At 53.3% G+C, this 14,817-nt stretch carries 12 protein-coding genes; 8 read left to right on the top strand and 4 right to left on the bottom strand.

The genetic code is table 11. The features are described 5' to 3' along the window. Nucleotides 1-253: 253 nt before the first annotated feature. Nucleotides 254-895 (bottom strand): TetR family transcriptional regulator C-terminal domain-containing protein, encoded by a 642-nt coding sequence (locus tag ACR0LN_RS23140; RefSeq protein WP_480433051.1) that lies wholly within the window; start codon nucleotides 893-895, stop codon nucleotides 254-256. 190 nt (nucleotides 896-1,085) lie between these two features. Between ACR0LN_RS23140 and ACR0LN_RS23135 the strand changes: the two genes are divergently transcribed. The 7 genes from ACR0LN_RS23135 to ACR0LN_RS23105 all read left to right on the top strand — a co-directional run bounded on the left by ACR0LN_RS23135 (nucleotide 1,086) and on the right by ACR0LN_RS23105 (nucleotide 9,891). Next, entirely contained in the window at nucleotides 1,086-1,949 is an 864-nt protein-coding gene (locus ACR0LN_RS23135) for an ABC transporter permease (protein ID WP_171239033.1), read from the top strand. Beyond that, nucleotides 1,946-2,740: an ABC transporter permease gene (locus ACR0LN_RS23130; RefSeq protein WP_171239034.1), complete on the top strand. Its 795-nt coding sequence runs from the start codon at nucleotides 1,946-1,948 to the stop codon at nucleotides 2,738-2,740. The genes ACR0LN_RS23135 and ACR0LN_RS23130 overlap by 4 nt, the downstream gene beginning before the upstream one ends. Before the next feature lie 20 nt (nucleotides 2,741-2,760). Further along, nucleotides 2,761-3,876 carry an ABC transporter ATP-binding protein gene (locus tag ACR0LN_RS23125; protein WP_171239035.1) on the top strand — a complete coding sequence of 372 codons (1,116 nt, stop codon included), beginning with the start codon at nucleotides 2,761-2,763 and terminating at the stop codon, nucleotides 3,874-3,876. Then, nucleotides 3,873-4,928, top strand: a complete 1,056-nt coding sequence (locus ACR0LN_RS23120) for an ABC transporter substrate-binding protein (protein WP_171131200.1) — start codon at nucleotides 3,873-3,875, stop codon at nucleotides 4,926-4,928. Before ACR0LN_RS23125 ends, ACR0LN_RS23120 begins: the two co-directional genes overlap by 4 nt. A 94-nt stretch (nucleotides 4,929-5,022) precedes the next feature. Further along, a complete protein-coding gene (locus ACR0LN_RS23115) occupies nucleotides 5,023-7,089 on the top strand; it encodes an oxidoreductase (protein ID WP_480433049.1) in 2,067 nt (688 codons plus the stop codon). A gap of 8 nt (nucleotides 7,090-7,097) precedes the next feature. Next, nucleotides 7,098-8,297 carry an aromatic ring-hydroxylating oxygenase subunit alpha gene (locus ACR0LN_RS23110; RefSeq protein ID WP_171239037.1) on the top strand — a complete coding sequence of 400 codons (1,200 nt, stop codon included), beginning with the start codon at nucleotides 7,098-7,100 and terminating at the stop codon, nucleotides 8,295-8,297. A 25-nt stretch (nucleotides 8,298-8,322) separates the two neighbouring features. Next, nucleotides 8,323-9,891: a trimethylamine methyltransferase family protein gene (locus tag ACR0LN_RS23105; RefSeq protein WP_171231071.1), complete on the top strand. Its 1,569-nt coding sequence runs from the start codon at nucleotides 8,323-8,325 to the stop codon at nucleotides 9,889-9,891. A gap of 64 nt (nucleotides 9,892-9,955) precedes the next feature. On the opposite strand, the gene ACR0LN_RS23100 is transcribed toward ACR0LN_RS23105, so the two are convergent. Next, nucleotides 9,956-11,350 (bottom strand): aminotransferase, encoded by a 1,395-nt coding sequence (locus ACR0LN_RS23100; protein ID WP_171722369.1) that lies wholly within the window; start codon nucleotides 11,348-11,350, stop codon nucleotides 9,956-9,958. 171 nt (nucleotides 11,351-11,521) lie between these two features. On the opposite strand from ACR0LN_RS23100, the gene ACR0LN_RS23095 reads away from it, so the two are divergent. After that, nucleotides 11,522-12,142 (top strand): TetR/AcrR family transcriptional regulator, encoded by a 621-nt coding sequence (locus tag ACR0LN_RS23095; protein ID WP_171239040.1) that lies wholly within the window; start codon nucleotides 11,522-11,524, stop codon nucleotides 12,140-12,142. Between the two features lie 271 nt (nucleotides 12,143-12,413). On the opposite strand, the gene ACR0LN_RS23090 is transcribed toward ACR0LN_RS23095, so the two are convergent. Continuing rightward, complete coding sequence (locus ACR0LN_RS23090; RefSeq protein ID WP_171239041.1) at nucleotides 12,414-13,253, bottom strand: SDR family NAD(P)-dependent oxidoreductase; 840 nt, start codon at nucleotides 13,251-13,253, stop codon at nucleotides 12,414-12,416. A 976-nt stretch (nucleotides 13,254-14,229) separates the two neighbouring features. Continuing rightward, complete coding sequence (locus ACR0LN_RS23085) at nucleotides 14,230-14,610, bottom strand: hypothetical protein (RefSeq protein ID WP_170412890.1); 381 nt, start codon at nucleotides 14,608-14,610, stop codon at nucleotides 14,230-14,232. Nucleotides 14,611-14,817: the final 207 nt, after the last annotated feature.

The following is a 14,817-nucleotide window of genomic DNA, read 5'->3' as shown; positions in this document are numbered from 1 at the left end:
AAAAGAAGGGCAAAGATGGACGACTTTTACGCCGCCCGCAGCAGGGTTATCCCGCCGCTACCGTGGTCGACTTTCTCACCGCCGTTCTCATGGATTTATCGCAGACTTTTAAGACACCATTCATCAACTTTGATTTGCGGATAGCGCCTGATTAATTGAATTTTTTGCGTTCGTACCGTGCTTCCATCATGATGGCTGAAAGATGTGGATTCTCCGGTCCTTTAGTGACTAGATGGGAAACCTGTCTCAAGCTCTACTCAGACAACAAAGCGCCGCCCAGGTCAAAATGCTTCGGGAACATTGCCCGCAGAAAACGAAAAACGATTCTCATCGCTTCGTCGCGGTCAAATGAATCCGGGTGGAGTAGGTAATCGGTCCACATGCCTTCCAGCATTGCGAGTGTGCCGTGTGTAGCGTCCCTAGCAACTTGATTAGGGTGTTCGGCTCCGGCTTCTTTCGCAATTCGAGCGAAAGCGTTGAAAACCAGATTACGAAGCTTGGCGTCGCGGGTATCTGAAAACGCAGCGATTGCTGCTCTATTTCGGGCCTCGCCTCGAAACGCGTACCAAATGGAAACGTTTTTCTCATTGAGAATGGCTTCACTCAAGTCGCCCCGAACAATCATCTCAATATGTTCCTGTCCGGTTTGTCCGGTCGTTTCCAACAGGTCGTAAATGCCATTGTAGTATTGTTCGGATGAGTAGCGCGCGGCCTCGTCAACCAAATTGTCTTTGCCGCCAAAATGAAGGTGAATCATGCCGCGGGACAGCTCGGCACGTTGGATGATTTCGCTGACGGAGGTCTCGGAAATCCCTTTCTCTGCGACCGAGTCGAGTACTGCCTCGATCAGGGAAAGGCGGTTTCGCTCGCGAATTTCTTGTCGTCTTCCAGTCATTGAATCAGGCGGCTCTGTTTGTTTTCAGTCTCTTGCGGTGCCTTCTAGCGGCCAGTGTGAAATTGGTCATCCCCGGTTGCGAAATTATCAGTTGACACAACTAGTCCAAAAATTCCAGATTTAAATGGACGATTGTCCATTTTTTGATCGACATGGTCGCGCCACCAAAAACTAAGTTCAGCAGGGAAGCATGGCCGGAGTACTACGAAGTGAAACGGGCAAGGGTCTGGCACTGAGCGCGCCTGCGACGCTCTACGTCGGTCTGCTTGTCGCCGTGCCGCTTTGCATTCTCGTCGCCTACAGTTTTTGGACCCAGACCTATGTCGAGATCGACCGGACCTTGACTTGGGCGAACTACCAAGAGGCCTTTACCGACCCATTGGTTCGACATCTAATGATCCGTTCGGTCGCAATTGCAGGTGCGGTGACATTGGCAACGGTTTGTCTGGCCTATCCGATTGCCTACTTCATCGCTTTTCGGACACAGAAGAAGACCCTCTGGTTGTTGCTGATCACTATTCCCTTTTGGAGCAGCTACCTTCTGCGCGTGTTCAGCTGGAAACTAATTCTTGGCTTCAACGGGGTGTTGAACTCGGCCCTGATTTCACTTGGTTTGATACAAGAGCCGCTGACATTCCTGCTCTACAACGAATTCGCTGTTGTCCTTACGCTCGCCCACGCTTGGGCACCGTTTGCTATCCTGCCGATCTATGTGTCGCTGCAAAAGATCGACCGCAGCTTGTTGGAGGCCGCGACCGATCTGGGGTGCAACAAACTGGAAAGATTTGTCCGCGTGACATTGCCCCTGACCGTGCCGGGGATCATTGCGGCCTGTCTGATCATCTTCATCCCAACGGTCGGCGACTACGTCACTCCGGCCTTAGTCGGTGGATCACAAGGCAAAATGGTGGCGAACTTGATCCAGGTGCAGTTTGGCGCTGCCAATAACTGGCCGTTGGGTGCAACCCTGTCTCTTCTTGCCATGCTTTCAGTCGGCTGCGTCGCAATCCTGTTCGTGGTGGTCGTCACCGCTTTGGGCCGGAGGATCAGATGACCCAATCATTTCGTATCTCGTGGTTGCTGGTTTATGCGATTGCCTATCTGGTGTTTCTCTACTTACCGGTTTTGCTATTGCCACTGTTCTCGTTCAACGACGGAACAATCGTAGCCTTCCCACTAAAGGGGTTCACGTTGAAGTGGTACGCGCAGTTGGGGCAGCAGGACACGTTACTACAAGCAATGGTAAATTCGCTGATCGTCGGCAGCGTCACTGCCCTGATGGCAACATCTCTGGGTCTCTTCGCAGCTCGTGCTTACGTTCGGTATCGTTTCACGGGGCGCGAGCTGTCTGAGGGACTGGTCATGCTTCCGCTGGTCATTCCCGGCATCATCGTTGCCAGTTCGATGCTGGTTTTGTTCATCAGCATCGGGCTGAAACCATCGCTGACCACCGTGATCCTTGGGCATGTGTTCGTGGCTCTGCCCTTTTCTGTGTCGATTATGAAATCTGCATTTGACGATTTCGACCAGTCCTTGGAGGAGGCCGCGTTCGACCTTGGTGAAAGCGTCGTGGGTACGTTTCGGCGTGTTACCTTGCCAATCGTCGCGCCGGGTATCATCGCAAGCCTTTTGGTCACGTTTACGGTGTCTTTTGACGAGTTCGTCCTGGCCTTTTTCCTGTCCGGAAACAGCCCGACGCTGCCTGTCTATATCTGGAGCCAGATCCGCTTTCCGGCAAAACTGCCCAACACGCTGGCGCTTGGATCGCTGCTTTTGCTGTCTTCGGTCTTGCTGTTGTTGATTGCCGAATACTTCCGCCGCCGTTCCATCCAATCCTCCGATTGAAGCCAAAGGAAACGATTAAGATGAGCGAACAGAACATCATCGAAATTCAGGGCGTCGAAAAACGCTTTGGTACTTTTGTGGCGGTGTCTGATCTGAACCTAACCTTGAAAGAGGGTGAGTTCTTTTCGCTGCTTGGGCCGTCGGGCTGCGGTAAGACAACAGCCTTGCGCATAATTGCGGGTTTTCAAGATCACGAAGAAGGCGAGATCTGGATCGATGGTCGAACGATGGGGGACGTGCCTGCCAACAAGCGCCCCACTAATATGGTGTTCCAAAGCTATGCGATCTTTCCGCACCTGAATGTCGGTGACAATGTCGGGTTCGGATTGCGCAAGACAAGACTCTCGCGAAACGAAATCAAGGAACGCGTTGCCGAGGCGCTTGAGATGGTTGAATTGGGCGGCCTGCAGGACCGTAAGGCCAACGAGCTGTCGGGAGGTCAGCGGCAACGAGTAGCGCTCGCCCGCGCGCTCGTCATGCGACCCAAGGTTTTACTGCTAGATGAGCCTTTATCTGCGTTGGACAAAAATCTGCGCGAAGCGATGCAATTGGAAATGCGCCGTCTTCAGCAGAAGCTTGGAATAACTTTTGTAATGGTCACGCATGACCAATACGAGGCGATGACCATGTCCGACCGTATAGGCGTCATGTTTGCGGGGCAGCTCAAGCAGGTGGATAAGCCAGAGGTCCTGTATTCCCAACCGTGTAACCGGGAAGTGGCTTCTTTCATCGGTGGAATGAACTTTCTGGATGCCGAAGTGACTGCAGAGAATGCTGAAACGCTTGAAGTCAACGTTAAGGGCTTAGGGAAGATGGAAATCGGGGTGAACCCCAACGTCCAGGTGCATGACAAGGAACTTCTTGTCGGCGTTCGTCCTGAGCAATTGGAAATCAGTGCGGAAAAGCCGGATGGGTACGATGCTCTTGTTCAGGGCGAGGTTTCGGACGTCGCCTTTTATGGAGAGAGTGTCCACTATTATGTGCGCGTCGATGGTCTGAAAGACAGTATCGCCGTCGCAGTACCAAACTACTTTCACACGGTCGATCACACGCGCGGCGATACCGTCTGGCTTGGCGTTCAAAGCGCCTCGGTGATTGACTTGGGTAAACGTGAATCTTTGGGAGGAGACAAATGAGTAAAACAGCATCACTTATGGCAGCAGTAGTTGCCACCTTTGCCGCCAGCCAAACTCTGGCGAACGCCGCTGATCTGACCGTTTTTGACTGGTCCGGATATGAGGATCAGGGTTTCTACGGCGACTATGTCGAAAAGTACGGCGGTGCGCCTAGCTACACCTATTTTGGCAGCGTGGAAGAAGCGTTCACAAAGCTTCAGTCCGGTTTTGAAGCTGATTTGGCCCATCCCTGCACAGATGCCCTGAGAAAGTGGGTAGCAGCAGACATGATCAAGCCGATTGACACCAGCAAGCTGGAAAACTGGGACAAGCTGATGCCCAAGATCAAAGAGGTCGATGGCATCACCATTGATGGGCAGACCTACATGGTTCCGTTCGAATGGGGCAATACTGGTCTTATCTATCGAACCGATATGATTTCGGCAGATGATGTTTCGCTGCAATTGCTTGCCGATCCTGCATATCAGGGCAAAGTCGCCATTCCGGACGCCGCTTCCAGTGCCTTTGCAATGGCGGCATTGGCAACTGGCGCCTCCAGCTATACCGATATGAGTGACGAGGAATTCCAAAAAGCGGCGGACTACCTGCGCGCGATTCATCCGAACGTGCGCTTTTATTGGTCTGACGCAGGCCAACTGGATCAGGCAATTGCCAGCGGTGAGGTCACGCTGGGTTGGGGATGGAACCAATCGGAACTGAACCTGATCTGGAACGAAACGCCAGCGGTCATGATGCGTGATGTAGACAAAGGTATCGCGACTTGGGTCTGCGGCTATGTGCATCTGAAATCTGCCAAGCAGTCGGATGAGCAAGTCTATGACATGCTGAACGCGCTCAGCTCTGCGGCAAGCGGTAAATACATTATTGAAAGCTGGGGTTACGCCCACGCCAACGAAGACGCTTTTGCACAGGCAGACCCAGAGCTGATCGAAACCTACGGGTTTTCGGATGTGGACAGCTTCTTTGAAGGCAGCCTGTTCTTTGACGCTGTTAACCCCGAGCTGGAGGCCAAGATGTTGAAGGAATTCGAGCGCATCAAAGCTGGCTTCTAAGGGCACTCTTACAACACAGCCGGGAATGGTGGGGATGTAGAAGTCCTTCCATTCCCACGAACCAAATTCCAATTTACTTGGAGGAAGCGCGGCAATGTCAGGCGCTGACGTATATTCTGTTCTCTTCGAACCGGTCAAGATCGGGCCAGTAACGGCTCGAAACCGGTTCTACCAAGTGCCCCACTGCAATGGTTTGGGTCATTTGCGACCTCAGGCCGAAGCTGCCATGCGGGCGATGAAAGCTGAGGGCGGTTGGGCGGTGGTGTCCACTCAGGAGGCCGAGATTCATCCGACTTCAGATTTGTCTCCTTATTCTGAAAACCGAATTTGGGACGATCAGGATATTCCTGCCCTGCGTCTGATAACCAACTCAATTCATGAGAAGGGCTCGCTCGCGGCAATCCAATTGGCGCATAACGGGCACCATGCCCAAAACCACCTGACCCGAGCGCCTCTGCTGGCCCCATCAGAACTTGTCTTGCAGACTCCATACCCGAAACAGGCAAGGGCAATGGACAAGGCTGACATTCGAGAATTTCGCAAGTGGCATCGCGCGGCGGCTCGTCGCTCGCGCGAAGCCGGGTTCGACATTGTGTATGTCTATGCGGGGCATCACATGACATTGCCTCATCATTTTCTGCTGCCACAGTTCAATGATCGGACGGATGAATATGGAGGTTCGTTGGAGAACCGGGTGCGACTGACTCGCGAGCTTCTGGAAGAAACCAAGGAAGAGGTTGGAGATGATTGCGCCATTGCCCTTCGGTTTGCGGTTGATGAAATGCTCGGGTCAGAGGGTATGCAAGCGCAGGAAGAAGGCCGTGCAGTAGTCGAATTGCTGGCCCAGCTTCCAGACCTTTGGGATGTTAATGTGGCGGATTGGAGCAACGACTCTGCGACGACTCGGTTCGAGCCCCGCGACGGCTTTCAGACCTCATATATCGAGTTCGTGAAACAGGTGACTTCTAAGCCTGTTGTGGGCGTCGGGCGTCTTACGTCGCCGGACTTGATGGCGTCACTGGTCAGGAAGGGCATCCTTGATTTTATCGGCGCGGCGCGACCATCCATCGCCGATCCGTTTCTGCCCAACAAAATTAGGGAAGATCGCATCGAAGAAATACGTGAATGTATCGGTTGCAATATCTGTGTTTCATCCGACTCTCTAGGCGTCCCAATACGCTGCACCCAAAACCCGACTATGGGTGAAGAGTGGCGGAGGAAATGGCACCCTGAGATCATTGAGCGTCGGGTAAACGAGGAAGCCGCGCTTGTTGTCGGCAGCGGACCAGCCGGACTTGAATGCGCCATGCAATTGGCGCGGCGGGGCTACGAGGTAACTCTGGCGGAAGCAAAGCAAGAGTTCGGCGGCCGTGTGATGCAGGAAGCTGCCCTGACCGGGCTATCCGCTTGGAAGCGCGTGACAGATCACAGAATCTACGACCTGCAACAACGCGGGAACGTTCAACTGTTCACCGACAGCCGTTTGTCAGCCAGTGAGGTCATCGAGTTGGGTATACCGAACGTCTTTGTTGCAACTGGCGCAAAATGGCGGCGAGACGGGCGCGGGAAATCTGCATTTCACGGTGCACCAATCGGTTTAGGTTCTCAGATTTTCACTCCGGATGACATTGTGGCCGGAGTCATGCCGCAGGACGGCCCGATTGTGGTCTACGATGATGATCAAGCCTATCTCGGTGGAGTCTTGGCTGATCATTTGGCTCAGGTTGGGCGAGAGGTTGTCTTTGTAACGCCGGCCTCAATAGTTTCGCCGTTTACCGAATTGACGTTGGAGCAGACTAAAGTGCAACGCAGTCTGTTGGAAAAAGGCGTTCGTCTGAACCTGTCCCAGACCTTGGCCGGTGTCGCGCCCGGCCAGGCGACATTGCAGTGCGTCTACACGGGGCGAGAGAACTCCATTGAATGCAGCTCCGTGGTACTGGTGACGCAGCGAATGCGAGAAACCACTCTTTACGACGAGCTTTGCGGTTTGACAGCAAGTCCGCTGAAAACGTTGGAATTAATCGGAGATGCCGCAAACCCCGGCTTGATCGCGGATGCTGTATATTCGGGTCACATGGCTGCCCGGAATTTCGAACGTAACGCGGACGACATCGACCGTGAGTTCTTCCGCCGGGAAGTCATTTCCCTTGAATCTGCATGAGGTGCGCAATGCCAAAAGATGACCTGCAAGTAATGCGCGATTTGATGGACGCGCAACAGGAAGGGTTCGCCCTGCCTCGTCACTTCTATACGTCTCAAGCAGTATACGAGAACGATATCGGCGCGTTCTGGAACCGTAACTGGATCTGGGTCGGCCATGTTAGTCAGGTCGCAGAACCGGGGGACTATTTCCTGTTCGACTATGGGCCCGAGTCCATCATCATCGTTCGGGATCGCGAAGGTGAGGTGCGCGCGCATCTGAACGTTTGCCGCCACCGGGGATCGCGGGTTTGCATTGAACGGAAAGGCAAGGCACGCAATTTCATCTGCCCCTATCATGCGTGGACTTTTGATCTGAACGGCAAGCTACGAAACGGGCGTTCAATGGGGTCGAATTTCGACCCGGGCCAATACGGATTGTTCCCGGTTCAGGTGAAGATATTCCAAGGTCTGATTTTTGTCTGCGCAGCTGAAGACGCCCCGGCGCTAGATGCTGCGTTGGTGCAGTTGGCCCCACTGTCAAAACCATTCGAATTTGAAAACCTGAAGGTCGCTCATGAAGCCTCATACCCGGTTCCAGCAAATTGGAAACTGGCGTTGGAGAATTACCTGGAATGCTACCACTGCGCGCCGTCTCATCAGGACTATTCGCGCAGCCATTCGTTGAAAGACCCCGCTCAGGTTCTGGAGTTCAGCGGCGCACTTCATCAGCGGATGAAAGAAGCCGGAGTGCCCGTTGAGGAGCTGGACCTGACCGGAGATAACGCGCTCGCCCCGGGTGCAGATGTCTATTGGCGCCGCTACCCGCTGTTTCCCGGCTATTTGACCGGTAGTAAGGATGGCGCTTCGCTGGCGCCGCCTTTGGGTGAACTGAAAGGTCACGATGGCGGTGCCACCGATCTGGGGATCGGGACGCTGAACTACTTCCTTGTTTATGCAGATCACGTGGTTGGCTACCGGTTCGTCCCACGCGCGCTGCAGGAAACGGATATTCAGATCGTCTGGTATGTGCGCGGCGACGCAGAAGAGGGTCGTGACTACGATAAGGACGCGTTGATATGGCTCTGGCATGTCACGTCTCTTGATGATGAGCGGATCATCCGTCACAACCAAGAGGGCGTGAACTCCCACCGCTTCGTGCCGGGACCGCTGTCCGAGATGGAATGGAGTATTCCGGGTTTCTATCGAAATTACTTCAGCATGATCTGACACGCTCAGAATTCGGAGAAATACTATGACAGAATTAACGAAGCGCAGATCAAGACGGCGCGGGGGTGGGCGCGAAGCACGTGCAGCCGTGCGAACCAGCAACGTCGCTTCGCAAGCAATCTGGCCGGGCATTTCGGGGGGGCGCTACAAGCCCCTTTCAGATGCTGACATGTCAAATATTCACGAGGCCGCCCTTAGCATTCTGGAGCGTACGGGCGTCGGTGATCCAACGCAGGAAGTTCTTGATCTCGTGCTGCCTAAAGGGGCGACGGTGAACGAGCATGGTAGACTGTGCTTCCCTCGCGCGTTGATGGAAGATCTTTTGGCTAAGGCGGCCAGTGAGTTCTATGTCCATGCACGCGGATCGCGGGCCGGTAAGGATGACATGCACTGCACCAAAGACAAGGTGTACTATGCGAACTCCGGCACCGCTGTGACAACGTTTAATGCTGAAACTCGCAGTTACCGGCCGTCGACACTCAAAGACATTTACGATTTTACCCGGTTGGTTGACCGGCTCGACAACATCCACATGACCGGTGATACAGTTCTGGCAACGGATGTGCCGCAGGACTACGAGCACGACATGAGCATGCTCTACGCCATTCTGGCGGGTAGCGAAAAACCATCTTGTCTGACGTTCCGCACCCGAGAGCACATTCAGGACGCAATCCATCTTTTCGATCTGGCATCAGGCGGCGAGGGTAAATTCCTCGAGAAACCCTCGGTCATTTTTGGCGGTTGTCCCATAGTATCCCCGCTCCGGTTTGGGCGGGAAAACTTGGAGATCCTGATTGATACAGCGAAGATGGGGCTTGTCTGCGATTTGGCTGTTCCGCCACAAGCTGGGGCGACGTCGCCTGCGCCTCTGGCCGGGACTTTGGCGCAAGCCGTAGCCGAGACCCTATCTTGCGTCGCAATTGCCAATCTGATTAACCCGGGCACCCCCGTCGTCTTTGCAGCTTGGCCGTTTATTACTGATCTGCGAACTGGTTCATTCACGGGTGGCAGTGGTGAGCAGGCGTTGATATCCGCGGCAGCTATCCAAATGGGCAATTTCTACAACCTCCCGACCAGCGTCGGTTGCGGCATGACGGATTCCAAGATCCCTGACGCACAATACGGTCTGGAAAAGGCGTTAACTTTCGCATTGGCGGCCCATGCCGGGGCCAACAGGCTCTGCGAATTTGGCGGTATGCTTGGCAGCCTGATGGGCTGCAGCTTTGAGTCCATGGTCATCGACAACGAGGCAGCGGGCATGATCTCACGAACCCTGCGTGGTATCGAGGTGAGCGACGACACACTGTCGGTCGACGTCATCCACGAATGTGCAATTGATCCCGGTCATTTCCTCGGCAACACGCAGACCTTGCAATACATGGAGACTGAGTATGTCTATCCAACCCTGATGGATCGGGAGCTAACCGATACTTGGGAAAAAGCCGGTCGTCAGGATATGTTTGAACGGAGCCGGTCAGTCGTGAACGATATTCTGTCCAATCACTATCCAAACTATTTTGGCAGCAAGGCGGATGCGGAGGTTCGGTCCAAGTTCCCGATCAAATTGCCACCAGAGGTGATGCGGGCAGGGTAAACGCAGCGCACTTAAGCGAAGGTATCGCAACCATGAAAATTGCGATGGCGCGCCGAGGTGGTTCCTAAGGTTTAAACGTACCCTGCTGCTTTAGGTCTTCGGTTGCCAGCCGGATACCTTTTTCAAGGATGTCGAACATCTGGCTCAACTCACCTTCCGTAATGATCAGAGGTGGGGAAAACACGCACATGTTGATAATCGGCCGCAGGATCAACCCGTTCTCCTGACAATGATGATCAATCAGGGCGCCGACAGATTTATCTAGGTCCAGTGCATTATCTGCTTTTGCGTCTGCAACACATTCGACGCAGCCAACCAGCCCCATGCCGCGCGTATCACCGACGAGCGGCAAATCTGCCAGCGCCTGGAGGCGCTCTTCGAAGAGCGGCGTGATTGCACGGACATGTTCCAGAACGCCGTCGCGCTCCATGATTTCAATCGTCTTCAGGCCTGCCGCCGCGCTCACTGGATGGCCTGAGTAAGTGAAGCCGTTTGAAAACGTAGCGTTCTGTGCATTATTTCCGCTTACATCTGCAATCAGCCGGTCAGAGATGATACAAGCCCCCATGGGTACGTACCCAGACGTCATGCCTTTGGCGCAGGTTATGATGTCGGGCTTAATCCCAAAGACGTCTTCGGATGCAAACCAATGCCCAAGTCGCCCAAACCCGGTGACGACCTCGTCTGAAATGTAAAGGACATCGTACTTCCGGCAGATTTCAAGACAGCGCTGATGATACCCCCGCGGCGGCACGATGACGCCTCCAGAGCACAGGATCGGTTCTGCGATGAAAGCGGCGACTTTGTCTGCTCCAGTCTGCAGGATCATGTTTTCCAGATCCGCTATTTTTTCGTCCAGAAAATCGTCGACCGTCTGATCGGAGCGACGTGTATACGGATTCACATTCGGTAGGAAACGCGTCAGGTGACTTGCCTGGTCCAGCCAACCTTTGTCGCGCTCTTTTCCGGACACTGACGCCGCCAGATAAGTCGATCCGTGATAAGCTTTCTGTCGCGATATCACGATTTTCTTTTGAGGTTTTCCCAGCAGGTTATTGCGGAACTGTACAAATCGCAGCGCACTATCCACGGCCGTTGAACCACCGGTCGTGAAGAATACATGGTTCAAATCTCCCGGCGTTCTCTTGGCGATTTCATGTGCCAAACGGGCCGGAGTTGAGTTGGCGTTGTTGAAGGGCGAAAAATACGCCATCTCTTTCGCCTGCTGAGCCATAGCATCGGCAATCTCGGTGTTTCCATAGCCCAATTGAACGCACCACATGCCAGCAGGGCCGTCTATCAGGCGCTTTCCGTCCTCTGTGACGACATGAACGCCAAGTCCGCTTTCGGCAAAGGTTCGTTCATTTTGACCAAGGTGTGACATACCTTCCCACGGGTGCAGGAAATGTTCGTTGTCCCATTCTCGTATGGACTGAAAGTCGGAGTTGAAAAGGGTCATGCAGCACCTTAATGTAATATAGATCACAAAATGAACAAGCATTCATTCAATGTCAATCCTTGAACTGTCGTATTGCTAAATGCGAGAAGACAAAGGCGACTAACCCAGCGAAGGAGAAATAAGATTACTCTCGAGCGTGATACCCCAACCAATGCCCGAGATCTGGGTAAATTGCAGAACCGAAAGCTGCTGATCCAATCGGCTGCGGACGCCATTTATAGATACGGAATACGCGGAACAACTTCGGCAAGAATCCAAGAGTTGTCGGGACTATCGCAAGGGATGGTCAACCTACACTTTGGTTCCAAGGAAAAGCTGCTTCTTGCGGTGGCTGAGGAGTTGTCAGTCCGCTACGCGGAGCAGTGGAAGGCCATTGCAGTCCATCCAGAGTTAGACCCGGCAGACAAGCTAATCTCTATCATAAGAGCAGATTTCGACCCTTTGGTCCTTAATGCGCGGGACGTCGCGATCTGGTTTTCCTTTCGGGCTGAAGCGCTCTCAAACCCTCACATATTTCCTTTTATCGACTCGCGAGACAAAGGTTTCCGCGCGGTGATCCTGGAGTTGTTGGAACAAATAAAGCGCGAAGGCGAGTACGAGGATGTAAGCGCCAAACTTGCAACAGACGCGTTGGTTGCTTTGTTGGAAGGGCTTTGGACCGACTACCATTTGCACTCAGATATTTTCAAACCCTCGGAGGCTTTGAAGATCTGCCTGTTTGTGCTGCAGTCGATGTTTCCTAAACACTTTAAGCCGTCAGAGATTGACGAGAGGTGCTGTAGCACTGGTTAGGGTCGCCGTTGCAAACAGGATCAGGACAACGGCCAACAATTCTACCGAAGTTAACCGCCGGAAAATAATTGACACGCCGCGCTTCTCAGCCCTGAGAGCCGGAACAAGCCGCAGCTTGTTCAGCGCCGCTACGTCAAGAAGCATTCTGAAAACCATTTGTTTCATCATATCGAACTTTTTGGCTGTTCAGAACTCAGGCTGCCGACAACCGTTAAAGCTGCCGGCAGTCTTCAATCGTCAACTCGTCATGATTATTGGGCTATGGCGATTATCAGCCAGACTTCGCCATGAAGTCCGCGAACGCTTCCTTATAGTCTGGATGCCATCGGCTAAGAGGTGGGCGATTTTCAATGATGTCTCCAGCGCTCCAAGCGATGCGTTTCTCATCAGTGTCGCGTGAAACGTCATTGTCGGGGCAGAGGATGTAGAAATCCCCGCGGTTCACGCTTTCGACAAAGAAGTCGACAGTCTGCTCAGCGGTCCAGGCAGATGCAGGCTTCTCGGGCGCGGAGATCATGCCGGTATAGACGAATCCAGGGATCAGTAGATGCGCGGTAATCTGATGACCTGGACCCATTCTGAGCTCGTGGGACAGTGCCTCGGTAAAGGCTTTGAGAGCCGCCTTTGAGACATTGTAAGCCGGGTTACCTGGCGGGGTCGTGATGCCTTGTTTGGACCCTGTATTGATAATTGCGCCTGGTCTGCCACGGGCGATCATGTTTGGCGCGAAGATCTGGGTGCCGTGGATCGAACCCCACAGGTTTACACCCAGCATATTGTCCCAAGCCGCAGCGTCCCCAATGGTCGATGATTTGCCTCCGACACCGGCATTGTTCATCAGGATATCTGTCCCTCCGTAGCGGTCTGCCACCATCCGCTCCAACGCCTCTAACTGCGCACGATCACGGACATCTGTCTCAGACGTCATGACATCGGCCGCGCCAACGGCCGACACTATGTTTGCCGCGGCCGCCAGTTTCTCGGTGTCTCGATCAACAACAACAATGCGCATTCCCATTTGCGCGAACTTCACTGCGGCGGCGAGGCCAATGCCGGAAGCACCCCCGGTGATCACGGCCACAGAGTCTGAGGTAAATGCGGGGTGTGTCATCGGCCAAGCTCCTCCTAAGCCTGTCTTGGATCGAAAGGTCCGAAAAATCCAAACCTGCCTGATGGTATTAGGCAGCGTTGGCAACGTTAGTTTTCAGCTTCATCATACCTTCCATATCGTAGGCGGTGAATAGCACCTCGGTTGCCTTTTCCGTTTGCAAGCTTGTCGGAATGACAGGGTCTTCCATACCTCTCTTGTCCACTTCATTTTGGAATTTTTACTACCTAGGTGTGGTATTGGTTGAGTTTTGCCAATTAGAATGCACTTTTGATTGAGTTTGGTGCGTTCCAGTTGATCGAGCTAAGCTAAGTCAATCGAAAATTGAGCGTGTATGGTGAACCGTGCAAACTTATGGGCAAATCGTGTAAACTTATGCGCAATTGCTGTGCAAAATTATGGGCGACGACACCCAGATTTTCTGAATAAAATCAATGATAGGAATGAAGCGTTATGCGCGTCCCTACAGTTGTGTAGGTTTGCGCATAACACTTCGCGCACCCCATAAGTTTACGTAGTTCGCCCATAGTTTTGCGCTGCGCGTTTGTCTGCACTAGCGGCGAATTCAATCAGTTTATGGCTTAGTCGTCGCGGTTATGGCCCTTTGCATTGCTCAATCCCGCAAAGGGCCTCCCTAAGGAACCTTGGATTCTCGCGAAGGTCTGCGATGCGCAGAAAGCAGACTTTGCAAAGTCCGGTTGACCACATTGTCCACCAAAGGCGACAGTTCTGCTTCGCGACTGGGCTATACATAGCCCTCAAAGCGTATTGTTTGCGGGACTTCAGTTGCACCGTTTTCCTGAGCGAGTAGGGCGCGTGCTGACGAAAAGGTAGCAAGCGCAAAAAGAACAAGAAGGGCCTTTATCATCGTAGCGCCTCGGATCCGGGTTTTGAACTTGGGCCGGGGTTCACAAATGATCGCCCCGGCCAGCGTCAGGGCAAACGAGGTAGTTCTTGCCCTGAAACATCGTACTTTCGTCTAGTTGAGAAGATCACCGACGATGCCGACGGCATCGACAACAGTAGACAGATCATTCGTAACTTCGAGGACTTCGCCATCGACCTGAATGTAGCGGTTTCCTTTGCCGGGCTCCCCCAGCTTCCATTTGGAAAGGTCCCCAATATCCTCGAACTCCAGGTCAGATGGGAGCTTGGCACCGCGCGTGTAGCGCTTGATCTGTCCAGGTGGTACAGCTTTTGGGCCTTTGCCGGGTTTGTCTTCTATCTGAATGCTGACATCACCGTTCTTGCCCCCCTTGTTCGGCTTTTTACCCTTGTTGTCTTTGGCATGGGCATCGCTGCCTCCAAGGATGAAAAACACAACTGCTAAGGCTGCAAGAATTCCGTATGCAATCTTCATAGATTGTTCCTTTGCTTCCCAACTTCATTCGACCGGCGTTGAAAATTCCGGCACGCGCTTGATCTCTCTTAGTTGCCCTTTGGCACACCCCTTAGTGACTGCCTTCACCCCGCATTAGAAAACGATCCGGGTTCTTAGGCCAAACAGCGTAATGCTATCCTGAGTGGGGTTCAGCAGCGGGTCAGAAATGAACTGCAGTGACGGCGT

Source organism: Ruegeria sp. AA6 (genome assembly GCF_056542865.1).
Note: the sequence above shows the minus strand (reverse complement) of the source record. Positions and strands in the feature narration are given on the sequence as shown.

Excerpts from the sequence above, each read along its gene's own strand:
- ACR0LN_RS23140 (WP_480433051.1), bottom strand. The coding sequence starts at position 895 with ATGACTGGAAGACGACAAGAAATTCGCGAGCGAAACCGCCTTTCCCTG.
- ACR0LN_RS23135 (WP_171239033.1), top strand. The coding sequence starts at position 1,086 with ATGGCCGGAGTACTACGAAGTGAAACGGGCAAGGGTCTGGCACTGAGC.
- ACR0LN_RS23130 (WP_171239034.1), top strand. The coding sequence starts at position 1,946 with ATGACCCAATCATTTCGTATCTCGTGGTTGCTGGTTTATGCGATTGCC.
- ACR0LN_RS23125 (WP_171239035.1), top strand. The coding sequence starts at position 2,761 with ATGAGCGAACAGAACATCATCGAAATTCAGGGCGTCGAAAAACGCTTT.
- ACR0LN_RS23120 (WP_171131200.1), top strand. The coding sequence starts at position 3,873 with ATGAGTAAAACAGCATCACTTATGGCAGCAGTAGTTGCCACCTTTGCC.
- ACR0LN_RS23115 (WP_480433049.1), top strand. The coding sequence starts at position 5,023 with ATGTCAGGCGCTGACGTATATTCTGTTCTCTTCGAACCGGTCAAGATC.
- ACR0LN_RS23110 (WP_171239037.1), top strand. The coding sequence starts at position 7,098 with ATGCCAAAAGATGACCTGCAAGTAATGCGCGATTTGATGGACGCGCAA.
- ACR0LN_RS23105 (WP_171231071.1), top strand. The coding sequence starts at position 8,323 with ATGACAGAATTAACGAAGCGCAGATCAAGACGGCGCGGGGGTGGGCGC.
- ACR0LN_RS23100 (WP_171722369.1), bottom strand. The coding sequence starts at position 11,350 with ATGACCCTTTTCAACTCCGACTTTCAGTCCATACGAGAATGGGACAAC.
- ACR0LN_RS23090 (WP_171239041.1), bottom strand. The coding sequence starts at position 13,253 with ATGACACACCCCGCATTTACCTCAGACTCTGTGGCCGTGATCACCGGG.
- ACR0LN_RS23085 (WP_170412890.1), bottom strand. The coding sequence starts at position 14,610 with ATGAAGATTGCATACGGAATTCTTGCAGCCTTAGCAGTTGTGTTTTTC.